The sequence below is a fragment of the Plectonema radiosum NIES-515 genome (assembly GCF_025753815.1).
GTDB lineage: Bacteria > Cyanobacteriota > Cyanobacteriia > Cyanobacteriales > Nostocaceae > Hassallia > Hassallia radiosum_A.
In genome coordinates this window covers 1-15,700 of record NZ_JAOWRF010000282.1, presented here as the reverse complement: position 1 = coordinate 15,700, position 15,700 = coordinate 1, and the positions used below count along the sequence as shown (strand labels likewise).

The 15,700-nt window shown below is 40.2% G+C and carries 13 protein-coding genes; 6 read left to right on the top strand and 7 right to left on the bottom strand.

Annotated features, from left to right (window positions below; translation table 11 throughout):
• Positions 1-104: 104 nt before the first annotated feature.
• The 4 genes from OGM63_RS19950 to patD form a co-directional block, all read right to left on the bottom strand.
• Positions 105-1,760, bottom strand: coding sequence for a dipeptide ABC transporter ATP-binding protein (locus OGM63_RS19950; protein ID WP_263747402.1), 1,656 nt, complete (start codon positions 1,758-1,760; stop codon positions 105-107).
• 190 nt (positions 1,761-1,950) lie between these two features.
• Positions 1,951-2,175 (bottom strand): DUF6887 family protein, encoded by a 225-nt coding sequence (locus tag OGM63_RS19945; protein WP_263747401.1) that lies wholly within the window; start codon positions 2,173-2,175, stop codon positions 1,951-1,953.
• A complete protein-coding gene (locus tag OGM63_RS29905; RefSeq protein WP_375340502.1) occupies positions 2,175-2,351 on the bottom strand; it encodes a DUF6888 family protein in 177 nt (58 codons plus the stop codon). Before OGM63_RS29905 ends, OGM63_RS19945 begins: the two co-directional genes overlap by 1 nt.
• Positions 2,352-2,654: 303 nt before the next feature.
• The gene (patD, locus tag OGM63_RS19940; protein WP_263747400.1) at positions 2,655-3,011 is read right to left on the bottom strand and encodes a heterocyst frequency control protein PatD; all 357 of its coding nucleotides are present in this window, start codon (positions 3,009-3,011) and stop codon (positions 2,655-2,657) included.
• 285 nt (positions 3,012-3,296) lie between these two features.
• Between patD and OGM63_RS19935 the strand changes: the two genes are divergently transcribed.
• The 3 genes from OGM63_RS19935 (at position 3,297) to OGM63_RS19925 (ending at position 9,519) form a co-directional block, all read left to right on the top strand.
• Positions 3,297-5,558 carry a RelA/SpoT family protein gene (locus OGM63_RS19935; protein ID WP_263747404.1) on the top strand — a complete coding sequence of 754 codons (2,262 nt, stop codon included), beginning with the start codon at positions 3,297-3,299 and terminating at the stop codon, positions 5,556-5,558.
• 245 nt (positions 5,559-5,803) lie between these two features.
• A complete protein-coding gene (locus OGM63_RS19930) occupies positions 5,804-8,821 on the top strand; it encodes a type ISP restriction/modification enzyme (RefSeq protein ID WP_263747399.1) in 3,018 nt (1,005 codons plus the stop codon).
• 131 nt (positions 8,822-8,952) lie between these two features.
• Positions 8,953-9,519 carry a GNAT family N-acetyltransferase gene (locus OGM63_RS19925; protein ID WP_263747398.1) on the top strand — a complete coding sequence of 189 codons (567 nt, stop codon included), beginning with the start codon at positions 8,953-8,955 and terminating at the stop codon, positions 9,517-9,519.
• Positions 9,520-9,686: 167 nt separating this feature from the next.
• Here the strand turns inward: OGM63_RS19925 and OGM63_RS19920 are convergent, their stop codons facing one another.
• Entirely contained in the window at positions 9,687-10,343 is a 657-nt protein-coding gene (locus tag OGM63_RS19920; RefSeq protein WP_263747396.1) for an SMI1/KNR4 family protein, read from the bottom strand.
• 136 nt (positions 10,344-10,479) lie between these two features.
• On the opposite strand from OGM63_RS19920, the gene OGM63_RS19915 reads away from it, so the two are divergent.
• Positions 10,480-11,934 carry a protein adenylyltransferase SelO gene (locus OGM63_RS19915; RefSeq protein ID WP_263747403.1) on the top strand — a complete coding sequence of 485 codons (1,455 nt, stop codon included), beginning with the start codon at positions 10,480-10,482 and terminating at the stop codon, positions 11,932-11,934.
• A 146-nt stretch (positions 11,935-12,080) separates the two neighbouring features.
• On the opposite strand, the gene OGM63_RS19910 is transcribed toward OGM63_RS19915, so the two are convergent.
• Complete coding sequence (locus OGM63_RS19910; protein WP_263747395.1) at positions 12,081-12,965, bottom strand: glycerate kinase; 885 nt, start codon at positions 12,963-12,965, stop codon at positions 12,081-12,083.
• A 108-nt stretch (positions 12,966-13,073) separates the two neighbouring features.
• The gene (locus tag OGM63_RS19905) at positions 13,074-13,406 is read right to left on the bottom strand and encodes a DUF565 domain-containing protein (RefSeq protein ID WP_263747394.1); all 333 of its coding nucleotides are present in this window, start codon (positions 13,404-13,406) and stop codon (positions 13,074-13,076) included.
• A 342-nt stretch (positions 13,407-13,748) separates the two neighbouring features.
• Between OGM63_RS19905 and OGM63_RS19900 the strand changes: the two genes are divergently transcribed.
• Both OGM63_RS19900 and OGM63_RS19895 read left to right on the top strand, forming a co-directional pair.
• Positions 13,749-14,336 (top strand): hypothetical protein, encoded by a 588-nt coding sequence (locus OGM63_RS19900; protein WP_263747393.1) that lies wholly within the window; start codon positions 13,749-13,751, stop codon positions 14,334-14,336.
• Positions 14,337-14,440: 104 nt separating this feature from the next.
• Positions 14,441-15,700: ArnT family glycosyltransferase (locus OGM63_RS19895; RefSeq protein WP_263747392.1), on the top strand; the 1,260-nt coding region annotated here is incomplete at its 3' end.

Below are 15,700 nucleotides of genomic sequence, written 5' to 3'. Positions count from 1 at the left end.
GACAAGGGGACGAGGGGACAAGGGGGACAAGGGGACTCCTTGGAGGAATTACCAATTACCAATGCTCATTGCCCAATTCGCAATTCCCTATTTCCTATATTTAATTAAGCTCGTGCTAGTAAGGGAGCAGCAGCTAGTAAGGTTTTGGTGTAAGGGTGTTGAGGATTAGCGAAAATCTGTTTTGTCGCACCTAATTCGACGATTTTACCACCATTCATCACGGCAATGCGATCGCATAAAAATCTCGCTAACCACAAATCATGAGTGATAAACAAATAAGTTAAATCAAACTCTTCTTTTAATGCCAACATCAAATCCAGCACTTGCGATTGCACGCTTGCGTCTAACATACTCACCGGTTCGTCGCAAATCAGTAGTTTGGGACGAGTAATTAAAGCCCGTGCGATCGCTACTCTTTGTTGTTGTCCCCCAGATAAATCCGATGGATAACGCTGATAATATACGGATGCCGGCTTCAAACCGACTTTCTCTAACATTAACAGTACTTGTTCTTTTGCTTGTTCGGCATTGGTGATATGATGAATTATCAAAGGATCAGCTATACTTTGTCCTACAGTCATCGCCGGATTCAGACAAGCATGAGGGTCTTGAAACACCATCTGCATTTGTCTTCTGGAAGAGCGAATTTCTTGACTTGATAAGTTAGTTAAATCTTTTCCGAAAAATTCGATTTTACCACCAGTAGGACGAATTAATTGCAAAATTGTCCGCGACAGGGTACTTTTACCGCAACCTGATTCACCCACTAATCCGAGAATTTCCCCTTGATACAATTCTAAGTTAATACCATCAACTGCTTTAATTGTCTGAGTTTGCGCTTTAAATAGTCGTTCAATAAAGCTGGGTTCTATATTATAATGTTGCTGTAATTCTGTAACGCGCAAAATTGGGGTAGAGTGCTTTTCCCCACTTTGCACTCCCAACTCATCACTCTCTAACTCATCCACAGATTGAATGTGCAAAGCTGCTTGCAAAAGCGATCGCGTGTATTCGTGAGTCGGTTGTCTAAATACAGATTCGGTAGCACCTTTCTCTACGATTTTGCCGTCATACATCACCCCAATGCGATCGCAATATTCCCCTACCATTGCCAAATCGTGAGAAATTAGCAACAATCCCATATTCTCTTCACCGCACAGTCGTGTTAACTCTTGTAAAATTTGTGCGGAAACGGTGACATCTAAACTCGTTGTTGGTTCATCGGCAACAATTAACTTGGGGTTGAGAAGTAAAGCTAAAGCGATCGCTACTCTTTGACGCATTCCCCCGCTAAACTCATGGGGATACTGATTCCAACGACTGGCAGGAATTTTCACCTTTTCTAAAGTGGCGATCGCTCTTTCTTTTGCTTGTTTAGTTGATAAACTAGGTGAATGCGCCTTGAGTGTTTCTAAACAATGCTTACCGATTGTCATCAACGGATCGAGCCGTGTCATCGGATCTTGAAAAATCAGCCCTACCGCTTCTCCCCGAAATTTTCGCAATTGATTGGGATTTAAATCAAATACCGATTGCCCTTGAAACATCACCCGTCCTTCAATACGGCTAGATGAGGGTAATAACCGCATCGCTGCACGTCCCAAGGTTGATTTTCCACAACCCGATTCTCCCACCAATCCAATTCTTTCACCGGGTTGGAGAGTCAAAGAGACATCATCAACCGCCCATTTCGGTTCTTCATCCCTAGAGTGAGGATAGGCAACGCGGAGATTTTCGATTTTGAATAAATCTTGATTCATATTTTATCATGTAGGCGATCGCTACCATAAAGAAAGAAATTTAAAATAGTGTATCAGATTATTAAAAGTAGACCACAGTAGAGACGTTCCTCAGGAACGTCTTTACGAGATGTAGTCAGTAGAGACGTTCCTGAGGAACGTCTTTACGAGAGTCGTGTAGTCTAATAAGAGTGAAAACTGCTGTAGTATATTAGACAGCTGATTCGCCTTGAGTGTTTCTCCCTTGCATTTGTTGACGAATTGCTGCTTGAACTTTAACATCAAAGTCAGGATCGTCTAAAGTCGTAATCACATTGCGTGGACGTGTATTAAGCCTATCTAGATATGCCTGAAGTGCCATTTTGTCTTGCCGATGTTGGAGAAAGTATTGCCTCAATTCTTCATCGGACATAGCAGCATAATTAATCTGACTCATCAGAATACCTCTCCATTCGGTGCAATCTGAAATTCGAGTTCTTCAGTATTTCCAGCAATAATATACAAGTTACGAGTTCGATTATCGATACAAATAAGGTGTACAGGTTGAAGCATAAAGTATGTTAACTGATAGCAAACACGATACGAGCTTTCTAATTGAGCTAAGGTAGGCATCCAAAACACTCACTGTACACGTTCCTATTTTACCATTCGTCCTAGTATTCTATAAAAAACTGAACAAACCCCAAGCTAAGTACAGTATTTCATTAATACGAGGGCGAAACCTCTGCGTCACGAGTGCGTTTAAATTTCAACCCTCAATTCACCACGATTTTACGCAAAGCTACAAATGTCAAATTTTCCACACTTAGACAGATGAAATATATTATCGTTGTGGGTGAAGTTTCTTTACAATAGAGACAGACAAGGTAAAAACAAAAAGAAAAAACATCTGGAAATTTTACCTGATCGTGCTAGTTATTCTTGTTGCAGTATTGCTTCGCAGTATTGCATGAGAGTTGTCAAGCGATCGCTAATTGTCTGGAGTCTAGCTTGAGCAGTAGCTGGTTGCCTCGCTCCTTGGAAAAACATCACATCTAATTCCAATAAGCGCAGTTGCTTGCTCATCTCGGTTTGATAAGACTGTTCCCTTGAATTATGAGGCATCTGAGCATCTTCCAGAGCCAAAGGCACAATCTCAACAACAAACATTTGCTGCAAAGATGCCACTCGCAGCCGCAGTCCGGGCGCATTTAGTTCGGTAGTCGTGCTATAGTCACGTAATTGCTGGAGCAATGTTGCGAATGTGTGATACTTCTGGCGATTTAGAGACATTAAGTGCTTCTTAAGATATTATTAATGTCAAGATTTTCTTCTAAAACAGACTTTTTAAACTTTTATTATAATTAATCCGCTCAAATGATGCAAAGATGCCACATGCCATAATTCGATTTTCCCAACTATGATTCTTGACACTCAAACTGGATAAGATCGCAATTATTCTTTCTTGTCCGCGAATCTTTTGATACTGCCTTTGCCGCGTAATTACGGCAACTTATGGCGGGAATCGCATTGTCAGAGTACATCCACTTAACCACAGATTACCTTAATTTCGATTTTATGAGCGGTATACTTATAAATTCCACAGTTGAAATCACCCTTCCGGATTGGCTAAAAAAATCTTTACAAGAGTCATCCGCACCTAACCAAGAAGATGACAAAAAGCGTTATGATACGACTTTGATTTGTCGAGCATTTAAATTTGCTTACGAGTTGCATGAAGGTCAATACCGCAAATCGGGAGAGCCATATATTTGTCATCCCGTAGCTGTGGCAGGATTGTTACGTGACTTGGGGGGGAGTTCTGCCATGATAGCAGCTGGATTTCTCCATGATGTAGTCGAAGACACAGATATTACAATTGAGCAAATAGAAGAGCATTTTGGAGCCGAAGTCCGACAATTGGTAGAAGGTGTTACCAAGCTTTCTAAATTTAACTTTAAAAGCAAAACCGAAAGCCAAGCAGAAAACTTCCGACGAATGTTTTTGGCAATGGCAAAAGATATCCGAGTAATTGTAGTGAAGTTGGCAGATCGGCTGCATAATATGCGAACTTTGCAGTTTATGTCAGAAGAAAGTCGTCGCAGCAATGCTCAAGAAACGCGAGATATTTTTGCTCCTTTAGCCAATCGGTTGGGGATCTGGCAAATTAAGTGGGAATTGGAGGATTTGGCATTTAAGTATCTAGAACCAGAGTCTTTTCGCCAAATTCAAACATATGTCGCCGAAAAACGGGCAGCACGAGAAGAAAGACTGGACAAAATTACGAAAACTTTGTGCGATCGCTTGCAACAAACCGGTATTGAAGTCATCGACATCAGCGGACGTCCAAAGCATCTTTATAGTATTTACCAAAAAATGCATCGCCAGCAAAAAGAATTTCACGAAATTTACGATTTGGCTGCATTGCGAATTATTGTTAAAACCAATGAAGAATGTTATCGCGCTTTGGCTGTAGTTCACGATGCCTTTCGCCCAATTCCTGGTAGATTTAAAGACTACATCGGACTGCCTAAGCCAAATCATTACCAATCGTTGCATACTGGTGTCATGGGTTTTACAGGTCGTCCCTTGGAAGTTCAAATCCGAACCCAGGAAATGCATCGGATAGCCGAGTATGGAATTGCTGCTCATTGGAAGTACAAGGAAACAGGGGGTTCTAACAATAGCCAGACAACTGCCCAAGATGAGAAGTTCACTTGGTTGCGGCAGTTGTTGGAATGGCAAAGTGACCTCAAAGATGCCCAAGAATATCTAGAAAGCATCAAGGATAATTTATTTGAGGATGATGTTTATGTCTTCACCCCGAAGGGGGATTTAGTTTCCTTAAGTCCTGGCTCGACAACGATAGATTTTGCTTATCGGATTCACACAGAAGTCGGAAATCATTGTGCGGGGGCGCGGGTAAATGGGAGAATGATTCCACTGTCAACACGCTTGCAAAATGGCGATATTGTCGAGGTTTTGACACAAAAGAACAGCCATCCCAGTTTAGATTGGTTGAACTTTGTGAGAACTTCTGCGGCGAAAAATCGGATAAAACAATGGTACAAGCGATCGCGTCGTGATGAAAATCTCGCTCGTGGACGAGACTTATTAGAAAAAGAACTCGGTAAAACAGGTTTTGAAAGTTTGCTCAAATCAGATGCGATGGAAACTGTAGCCTCCAAGTGCAATTATCATAGTGTGGACGATTTATTAGCGGCTTTAGGTTACGGTGAAATTACCTTGAACCTAGTATTAAATCGTTGGCGAGAAATAGTCAAGTCGCAACAACCGGCAACAAACATCTTAGAACTTCCATCCCTACCAACTTCATTAAGAGCCTTACGGGACATACCTGCAAATAGCGGACGCGGTAGTGATTCGCCAATTGTTGGGGTGGAAGGATTAATGTATCATTTATCTGGGTGTTGTACGCCAATTCCCGGAGAGTCGATTATTGGTGTAGTGACACGAGGTAGGGGAATTTCCATCCATCGTCAAGGATGTAATAATTTAGAGCCTGTAGAGTGCGATCGCTTGGTACCAGTTAGCTGGAATTCTGCCAGGGAAAATCGTAATCGTCCGCAAACTTACCCAGTGAGTATTCAAATTGAAGCGATGGATCGAGTGGGAGTATTGAAAGATATTTTATCACGCTTGAGCGACCAAGGAATCAACGTCCGTCACGCCCAAGTAAAAACCGCTTTTGGACAACCCGCATTAATGGATTTAGGAATAGATATATGCGATCGCTTTCAGCTTGAGCAAGTATTTATCCAAATCAAGAAAATGAGCGACATTCTCAACATTCATCGCATCGGTCAAATTGACGAATAATCGTCATAATTCGTAGTGACGCGATTCATCGCGTCCTTCTTTTTGTCTATATAGTATTTCACAATTAAGGGGAAGGCGATCGCTTCACTATCGTAGTGACGCCATACCCAAGGGTCTTACCATCTTAGCATTTTTACCGACATCCTAAAAAACTTATTATTTATCTTACTTATATTTCCTGAGGTTGCTGACTAATCAAGAAGTTACATTGGACAGATTCTAAAATTATAAAGATTTTATAAATCATGTCCAAACTTCTGGTTAGCCAATATCATACAGAAGTAGAAAAAATAATTCAATATGGTGGTTCCCGCAAAGAAACATCAATAAGAGTTGCCTTTCAAAACTTAATTAACGAGTATTGCAAACCCAGAGATTTTCAACTTATCCCAGAATTAGATTATAAAACTCGAAACGGCAAAATAGTCTATCCCGATGGCACAGTAAAAGACGCATTGCGTTTAGATTGGGGTTACTGGGAAAGCAAAGACCAATATGACAACTTAAACCAAGAAATTGATAAAAAATTAGCAAAAGGCTACCCAGATAGTAATATCCTGTTTGAAGATTCCCAAACAGCAGTTTTGATTCAAAGTGGAAATGAAACCTTGCGTGTTTCCATGAGAGATGCTGACGCTCTAGATGAAATTATTACACATTTTATCAACTACATTCGTCCAGAAGTTAAAGATTTTCGCGAAGCAATTGAAGTATTTAAAACAGACTTACCAACTATTCTAATTGCATTGCGAAACTTAATAGACATTCAAAGTGAAACCAACGCAGAGTTTCAATATTCTAGAGCTAAATTTTGGCATATTTGCAAAGAATCAATAAATCCAGAAGTCACTTTATTAGACATTCGGGAAATGATGATTCAGCACATTTTAACAGAAGATATATTTATCAACATCTTCAACGAATCTCAATTTCATCAAGAAAATAATATCGCTCGTGAATTACAACAAGTAATCAACACCTTTTTTACAGGTAGCACTAAAAGAAATACCCTCAGCACAATTGAACGTTACTATGGAGTAATTAGAAGAACTGCTGCGAATATCTACAATCATCATGAAAAGCAGAAGTTTCTCAAAGCGCTTTACGAGAACTTTTACAAAGCATATAATCCCAAAGCTGCGGATAGATTGGGTATCGTCTACACACCTAATGAAGTTGTCCGCTTCATGATTGAAAGCGTAGATTATTTAGTTCACAATAATTTTGGTAAGTTGCTTGCCGATCAAGATGTCGAAATTTTAGATCCAGCAACAGGTACCGCAACTTTCATTACTGAATTAATCGATTATTTACCCAAAGATAAACTCGAATACAAATATAAGCATGAAATTCGCTGCAACGAAGTAGCGATTTTACCTTACTATATCGCAAACTTGAATATTGAATACACCTATAAACAAAAAATGGGTGTATATGAAGAGTTTGAAAACATTTGTTTTGTCGATACACTAGAGCATACATCTTTTGAAGGCAAGCAAATGAATTTGTTTGCCATGAGTCTAGAAAATACAAAGAGAATCAAGCAACAAAATGAAACTAATATTTCTGTAATTATGGGTAATCCCCCATATAACGCAAAACAAGATAATTTTAATGATAATAATGCAAATCGTGCCTATCCGGAAGTAGATAAGCGTATTAAAGAAACCTACATTAAGCGTGGAACAGCACAAAATAAAAATGCGCTTTACGATATGTATGTGCGATTTATGCGATGGGCATCAGACCGCCTCAGTAAAAATGGTATAGTAGCCTTAATTACTAATTCTTCCTTTATCGATAGTAAGACATTTGACGGATTTAGAAAAGTTGTTTCTGATGAGTTTAGTGAAATTTATATTATTGATTTAGGTGGAAATATCCGCACAGGTGATAAGTCTGGTAGTGTTTTCGGAGTTCAGGTTGGTACAGCTATCACCTTTATGGTAAAGAAAGTAGAGACGCGAAATACGAAGTCTCTACCTTGCCGAATTTTTTATACAAAACTTCCACAAGATTCAGCAGAAGCCAAGCTGAATTTCTTAGCGCAAACACGACTTGATCAAATCTCCTTTGAACACATTAATCCGGATGAGAAAAATAACTGGATTAATTTATCAGATAATGACTTTGATTGTCTCATTCCTGTTATCGCAAAAGATGTCAAAGCAGGTTTAGCAGAACAAGCAATATTTAAATTATTTTCTAGAGGAATTGCTACTCAACGTGACGAGTGGGTGTATGATTTTTCAAAGGCAAAATTAGAGAACCGGATGAAGTTCTTTGTAGATGTGTATGAACGCAAACGGAGAACTAATGAGGAATTAGGTTTTAATATCAAGTGGGATGCGGAATTAAGCAGATATTTAGAGCGGGATATCAGCAAAAAATATGATGAAAACTCGATAGTTACAAGTATATATAGACCATTTACTCAAAAATATCTTTATTTTGATAAGCACTTTAATGGAAGGACTTATCAGTGGTTTGATATTTATCGGGAAAATGATTCACAGAATAAATATATAGCTTTTTCAGCTTTGGGCAATACGAAGCCATTTCATTGTTTAGCTACTAATTCAATCATTGACTTACACCTGACTGGAGATTCTCAATGTCTTCCCCTCTACCGCTACGACAAAGACGGAAACCGTATCGACAACATCACCGACTGGGGATTGAAGCAATTCCAAAATCAATACAACGACACCACAATTACCAAATTAGATATATTTCACTATACCTACGCAGTCTTACACAACCCCCTTTACCGACAAAAATACGAACTCAACCTGAAACGCGAATTTCCCCGCTTACCCTTCTACAATGACTTCCACTCCTTTGTTAGCTGGGGTAAACAGTTAATGGAATTGCACATCAATTATGAAACCGTCACACCCTATTCTTTAAAACGAATTGATTTACATGAAGGTGAATGTAGAGACGCGAAATTTTGCGTCTCCACACCCAAAGCGAAACTAAAAGCTGATAGAATTAACCAAACCATCATTTTAGATGATGTCACAACCTTAAAAGATGTCCCCAAACTCGCTTGGGAATATCAGCTTGGGAATCGTTGCGCTTTGATGTGGATTTTGGATCAATATAAAGAAAAGAAGCCAAAAGATCCAACTATTGCCGAAAAATTGCACAATTATCACTTTGCAGATTATAAAGAACAGGTGATAGATTTATTGCAACGAGTCTGCACAGTGAGTGTGGAGACGATGCAGATTATTCAACAGATGAAGGGTGAAAAATAAACCCTAAATATCGTGAATTTACATAAATATTGATGCAAATGATGTTATTTTATACAATAAGCGTGCCAATGAAAGCACCCACATTCTAGAAGGATGCAGTCGATTTTTCACACCATACTAATCGTATTTTTATGGAATTTGAACTACCATTAATAACAAGCGATCGCCTATTATTACGACTAGCAACCAAAGACGATATACCGCAAATTATAAACTACTTCACAAAAAACAAAGCTTATCTTACACCATTCTATCCTCAATGGAACGACAAATTTTTCACAGAAGAATATTGGCAGATACAAGTAGAGATAGATTTGCAAGAATTTCTCAACTATCTGGCATTAAGATTATTTATTTTTATTCAATCAGAACCAACAACAATTATCGGTAATATCAACTTTCGTAATATTATCTTGGGAGCCGCTCAATTTGGCTCTGTAGGATACAGTATTGCCGAAACTGAACAAAGTAAAGGTTATATGACAGAAGCACTAAATGCAGCAATTCAATATGTCTTTCAACAATTAAATTTACATCGAATAATGGCAAACTATATGCCTCACAATCAGCGTAGCGGCAATTTGCTAAAAAGGCTAGGATTTGTTGTAGAAGGGTATGCTAGAGACTATTTGTTAATTAATGGGCAATGGCAAGACCACATCCTGACGAGCCTCATAAATTCTAATTGGCAAGGGTAAAAAGCAAAAACATAAAATCATGAATTTATCTCAAATATAATACTAATTTAAAAAATGAATTCTACCTCTAACAATCCCAAATCATGCCACATGCCCCAAGTAGTGGTTCCCAAATCTCAAATAAAAATCGTCGTAAGATGCACCCATGCGCCTAAATAAGGCTTCAATTAAAGAACTTGCAGTAGATTTTGGTTGAGCCAGTCTTCATACCAATCATAAAAACTTAAAGCTTCCTGTTCTTCTTCACATGATTGAAAGTCATCTGGCTCGTCTGCATGAAAATAATGACAAAAATTCAAAGTAGAAGGATAAATTCCACCATCATTAGTCCGGTCATCTATCCAAATTTTTCCCTCTTGTTCTCCAGCAATAACTAAAATAGCGTAAATACCACAACCATAATGTGCAATGGTGATAGTTCCCTGAACAAATTTGCTATCAAAATAAGGGTTGCTCTCAGAACCACCTTTGTCTTTCATCATCAAACTTAAATCATTCCACGCCTCTTTTAAAGGAAATGGTTTGCACAAGAAACCTTCATTTTTTTGACTCGGTATTGCTGTTATTTCACTTTCATTTTCCAAATCTGGTAATCTGTATAAACCGTATCCAGGTCCTGGACCCCCATTACCAACTTCTAACAAAAAGTTTCGATATTCACAGGGAAGCCGAATATTATATTTGAATTCAAAAGCTTGAATTTCTCCTTCCTCCAAGCAAGTATTGAATTGATACTGGTGTGATTCTGAGCCAAAAACCTGAAATGTTGTATCTAAAATTGCTAATTGAGTCAGCTTGTTTCTTATTTGCCAAAGTTTATCCATTCTGCGCTCCAGATTTTAAAGGCTGCGCTGCCATAGACAAATTTTAGCGAGCCTTGTTCAATTAAAGCTAACAAAAGTGCTGTCATTTCCCACCAGAGGTAGTATTAAAGAAAGAATATATCAAGTTTGGCTCGTAATGACTTTGGCTGAAACTCAAAACGACGCTTCTAACAATCCCTTTGTTGCTCTCAACTACGAACCAGCTTTAGAATCTCTAGGGGATGACTACTACGACGAAGTTGCCGCAGCAGAATTTCCCCAACACACCTTGCGGTGGCGTAACGACGCACTTCTTCCAGGTTTGGGACTAAATCCCCAAGCCGTCTCAGACGAAGATTTTATCGTCGCGTTTAGCTTCTTTGAAGGGCGCAAACCATTGTTAGCGCTGCGTTACCACGGCTATCAATTCGGTGAATACAATCCCCGCTTGGGTGATGGCAGAGGCTTTCTCTACGGGCAAGTACGGGGCACTGATGGCGAATTGTACGACTTTGGCACAAAAGGTTCTGGGAGAACGCCTTACTCCCGTGGTGGGGATGGAATGCTCACACTCAAAGGTGGTATGCGAGAAGTTCTCGCGGCAGAAGCGCTGTACCATATGGGTGTGCGAACCTCGCGCTGTCTGAGCTTAGTTGAAACAGGTTTACCTTTGTGGCGGGGGGATGAACCTTCTCCGACTCGCTCATCAGTAATGGTCAGGATGAGCAAATCTCATATTCGCTTTGGCACTTTTGAGCGACTGCACTATCTTAAACGTCCGGATTTAACCAAAAGGCTTTTAGACCACGTAATTGAGCAGTATTACTCAGAAATCTCTACAAAAGAAGATAAATACGCTTTATTTTATGGAGAATTAGTTAAGCGAGTCGCAGAACTAGCAGCGCAATGGATGGCAGCGGGCTTTTGTCATGCGGTCTTAAATACTGACAATATGTCGATTACGGGTGAGAGTTTTGACTATGGACCTTATGCATTTATTACTAGTTACGATCCGTACTTTGTCGCTGCGTATTTCGATGCCTATGGGCGCTACTGCTACAGCCAGCAACCAGGTATTTGTAAGTTAAATTTACAAATGCTTCAAGAACCTTTAAGAAGTGTTTTTGCTCAAGATGATATGGAGTTTGCAATCTCAAGTTTTGATGAGCATTATCATAATGAATATCGTTATTTAATGTTGAAAAAATTGGGTTTTGAGCAGTTGCCTATATCAGACGCCGAAGAACTTTTAAAAGCAACTATTGAATTCTTAAAGATGTATCCAGTTAGTTATCATCACTTTTTTGCGGAAATAGCTAGCAGCTTTTCTAGCAAATGGCGAGACAATGCCAGTGATATCCTCAGTGATTCTGAGATTGGGCAATCTTTAGGAGCAACAGAGTTATTTGTCAATTGGTCTGGTATATATCATCGAATTTTGACTAATTTAACTTCTGAAGAGGTAGAAAAGATTGGTAAGGACTTAACTCGTTATAATCCGCAAACGCCGCTATTAAGACCTGTGATTGAATCAGTTTGGGAAGCGATCGCTCAGGAAGATAATTGGCAACCTTTTTATGAGTTAATTGAAAAAATTCGGTCGGGTCAATAAAAAGGAGACGTTCCACCGGTAAAAAAGAGACGTTCCGGACCGAACGTCTCAGAGCGGGTTTTTCCTGGGGCTATACAAACAAAGCCTACCTGCATGGGCTAAAGATTTGTATGTAAACTATCGTCAACTATGCCCAACCCTTATCGCTACTTTGGTTGATAAACTGCACCAAAACTATGGTCAGAATTAATCTCGATAACTAAATCAACCAATGTCGGCATTGTTACCAATGGTTTGATGAATAATTCGGGATGGAGAGAACGCCAAAAATAATAAACAAATTGCTCTATTTCTTTTTCGCTCATGCCTGATTTCCCCGCAGCAATCATCTGCTGTTCTGCCTGGAGACGCCACTCTAAGGAGCATCGATAATCATTGGGATACAACACAATTAAGCTGTCCAATCGCTGCCACAGTGGTAGATAATCGCTTAATTGACGATTCATGTCACGAGCAAATGCTTTATCTTCATCTGTAATAATTGGTGGGGGTGCAGTATCAAATGCTGTGGATTCGATGGGTTGCACGCCAACAAACCAACCTTCAAATAATACAATATCTATACCTTCGACAACTTCTGGAGTGATTCTATCACCCACACCGCCGTAAGCAGATTTATCAAAGCGGGGGACTGCTACTGGACTTTGTAACTGGCGAATTTGATCTAATACAGTTAAGCCTAAGTCTATATCATGGGTTCCTGGGGGACCGCGCCAAATTAAACGGGGGTCTTGCTGTGTTAATTTCAGGCGATCGCTATAAGTTTTGTATAAGTCATCTAATGATAAACTCAGGCTATGATATCCCAACTCTTTCAAAATCAAGGTGAGAACCGCGCACATTGTCGTTTTCCCGGTTCCCTGTCCTCCTAAAATTCCCTGTATAAATGGACGCCCTAATTCTTGGCGACGTGATGCTACTTGCATTGCCAAAGGTAGCCACAAATCCGACAACACATCTGACATGGCGTCGGGTTGACGATGTAGCGTAGTTTCGCATAACTCGCTAAAAGCTGGGTAGATAGATTTCAAAAGATGCAATTGGTCAAAGGAGGTCATTGGTCAAGAGTTAGTGATTAGTGGTTAGTTGTCCCCCAAGTCGTCCCCCCCTCCTCCCCATCCCAAGAACTCCCCCACTCCTCAAGATCCCAGCTTGAAGGCTTCGAGAAATAGGCTGTAGGTGAAACCAACTTTTAAATAGTTTAGTGATTCCATCCAGAGCGATCGCCTTGCTAAAATGCTGCTAGCATAAAATATCCTACTACTAACCTCTGTCACTACTACTAAAGTTCCGGCTACCACAATGTCCCATTCAGCAGTTTGTCCGGCTGTGGTAGCAACTGCCGACCCCAAAAAAAAACCGAACAAAAAACTAATTAACAGCAGCGATAATCGGCGCCAAGGATTGAAAAACCATTCACTTAGGCGCTTGGCGATCGCATTCGACAAATTATTGAGACGAGTATTTTGCATTTCCTAAGACTTTTATGCAAAAGTCAAAATATGATGAAATACTTCTATATTAAGAATATCGGTTTCAGTAGAAGTTTGTTTGAATAGTATTGTATTGTAAATGTCTGTTGTTTTTTTCGTCAATAAAAAATATACATTTTGTCATCCTGAGCCAAAGCGAAAAGCTTGTTGGGACAGCTTTCCTACAGGTATAGTTTTGCTCAAAATGAGATTTTTGATACATTTTATTTGGTAATTCCAAGGGTAGCCCATAATAGGCAATTTTTTTGAGTTGCTTTTTTGCATAATAAGCTACTATTTGGGCAAGCCTAAACAAAATACTTATTTCTAATAATTATCAAGATGAAATCGTCAGTGTATCGTAACGCTACTGTCGTAGCTTGTGCTTTGGGGCTGCTTGGACTGCTGATGGCATACTTTCAAGTAAGTGTGTCTTTCGAGTCAGAAAAGCCAGAAAGGTCTTTTCTTCCGCCGACACAAAAGCCCGAAAACCAGATAACAGATTCTGCACCTGTTTTTAATCGCAAGGCAGAACACAGCAGTAAAGAGACTGGTAATTCCGTCTTAACATATAGTAATAATAACTCGGCTCTGAAGGCGGGGGATCAAGGCAGTTTGCGAATGAGCAATCAAACAGATCAGCCTGTGCGACTAGCAATGCTTGGGCGATCGCCTGTAAAAGGTGCTACGGCTCAAACTAACTCTTACGATGTGCCAGCGCATTGGGATTTTGCTCCTAGGGAAGGTAATGAGAAGGGACTAATTCTTTCTTTGCCTCAGGGTAACTTCAAGCTACAAAAGGGAGATATCTTAGTCGCTTTTGCCCAGGATGGTTCTCGGCGTTACTGGGGACCATATGTTGTCGGCGAAACGTCCATACCTGTTTGGAATGCTCAAGGCAAAGAATGGCAATTAATTTTGAGTCAATAGTCGAATTGAAGAGGAAAAAAGAGGAAAGGAATAAGGAACAATTCGTTTTCAAGCCCCTCAATAAATTGAGAGGTTTTCTTCATACTTCATCCTTGATACTTTAGATGACTAATCGCGCAGTTGACCTATGGTTCAACAATTTAGGAAAGCGTCCGGCTCTGGCTGTGACTCTATCGATTTTGTGGCTGATTTTGATTGCTTGGGTGGGTTATGGGTGGAATTTGGGCAGTATTGGCTTGATTGATGAGACTGAGCCGCTGTTTGCCGAAGCTTCACGCCAAATGTTCGTTACAGGTGATTGGATCACGCCGTTTTTCAATGGTGAAACTCGTTTTGATAAGCCTGCTTTGATTTACTGGTGTCAGGCGATCGCCTATACAATTATTGGGGTGAATGAATGGGCAGTGCGTCTGCCAAGTGCCCTGGCTGCGCTCGCACTCATTAGTCTGTCATTTTACACTTTGCAATGGTATCTGGCTAGACTTGACGAGTTAGAGCATATTTCTCGCCCAACTCGACGCTGGTTAACAGCTGCTTTAGGAGCCGCTATCATCGCACTGACTCCAGAAATGATTGTCTGGGGAAGAACAGGTGTCTCAGATATGCTGTTAACTGGATGCGTAGGAACAGCTTTGTTATGCTTTTTTCTAGGCTACGCAAGCAAGCAAGGAAATGGGCAATGGGCAATGGGCAATGGGCAATGGGGAAGAGATACAGAAGTTAATTCTTCCCAATCCCTGATAGCTAATCGCCAATCGCTATTGCCGAATCAGTGGTATTTAGCTTTTTATGTGCTAATTGCTGGGGCGATTTTGACTAAAGGACCGGTGGGAATTGTCTTACCGGGGCTGATTATCGCAGGGTTTCTGCTTTATGTAGGTTCGTTGCGAGAAGTATTGCGAGAAATGCGGCTTTTGATGGGGATGCTGATTGTCCTTGGTTTATCAGTACCCTGGTATGCGCTGGTAATTTGGCGCAATGGTTGGAATTATATTAACTCGTTTTTTGGCTATCACAACCTAGAACGCTTTACAGAAGTCGTTAATGGTCACAAAGCGCCGTGGTATTTTTACTTTGTAGTCGTAATGCTTGGCTTTGCGCCATACTCAGTATACTTGCCGGCTGCGATCGCAAGACTGAAGTTTTGGCAAATAAAATACTGGCGCTCTCAAGAACGCTCTCAACAACTTGGTTTATTTGCCTTTGTCTGGTTTGTTGCTGTTTTTAGCTTTTTCACCATTGCCGTCACCAAACTCCCCAGTTATGTTTTACCTTTAATGCCAGCAGCGGCAATTTTAGTCACGCTGTTCTGGAGCGACTTTTTCAAAGACAAGGGGACTTCTTGGGGACTTGGGGGGGGACAA

Coding starts and splice junctions, on each gene's coding strand:
- OGM63_RS19950 (WP_263747402.1), bottom strand. CDS start 1,760: ATGAATCAAGATTTATTCAAAATCGAAAATCTCCGCGTTGCCTATCCT.
- OGM63_RS19945 (WP_263747401.1), bottom strand. CDS start 2,175: ATGAGTCAGATTAATTATGCTGCTATGTCCGATGAAGAATTGAGGCAA.
- OGM63_RS29905 (WP_375340502.1), bottom strand. CDS start 2,351: ATGCCTACCTTAGCTCAATTAGAAAGCTCGTATCGTGTTTGCTATCAG.
- patD (WP_263747400.1), bottom strand. CDS start 3,011: ATGTCTCTAAATCGCCAGAAGTATCACACATTCGCAACATTGCTCCAG.
- OGM63_RS19935 (WP_263747404.1), top strand. CDS start 3,297: ATGAGCGGTATACTTATAAATTCCACAGTTGAAATCACCCTTCCGGAT.
- OGM63_RS19930 (WP_263747399.1), top strand. CDS start 5,804: ATGTCCAAACTTCTGGTTAGCCAATATCATACAGAAGTAGAAAAAATA.
- OGM63_RS19925 (WP_263747398.1), top strand. CDS start 8,953: ATGGAATTTGAACTACCATTAATAACAAGCGATCGCCTATTATTACGA.
- OGM63_RS19920 (WP_263747396.1), bottom strand. CDS start 10,343: ATGGATAAACTTTGGCAAATAAGAAACAAGCTGACTCAATTAGCAATT.
- OGM63_RS19915 (WP_263747403.1), top strand. CDS start 10,480: ATGACTTTGGCTGAAACTCAAAACGACGCTTCTAACAATCCCTTTGTT.
- OGM63_RS19905 (WP_263747394.1), bottom strand. CDS start 13,406: ATGCAAAATACTCGTCTCAATAATTTGTCGAATGCGATCGCCAAGCGC.
- OGM63_RS19900 (WP_263747393.1), top strand. CDS start 13,749: ATGAAATCGTCAGTGTATCGTAACGCTACTGTCGTAGCTTGTGCTTTG.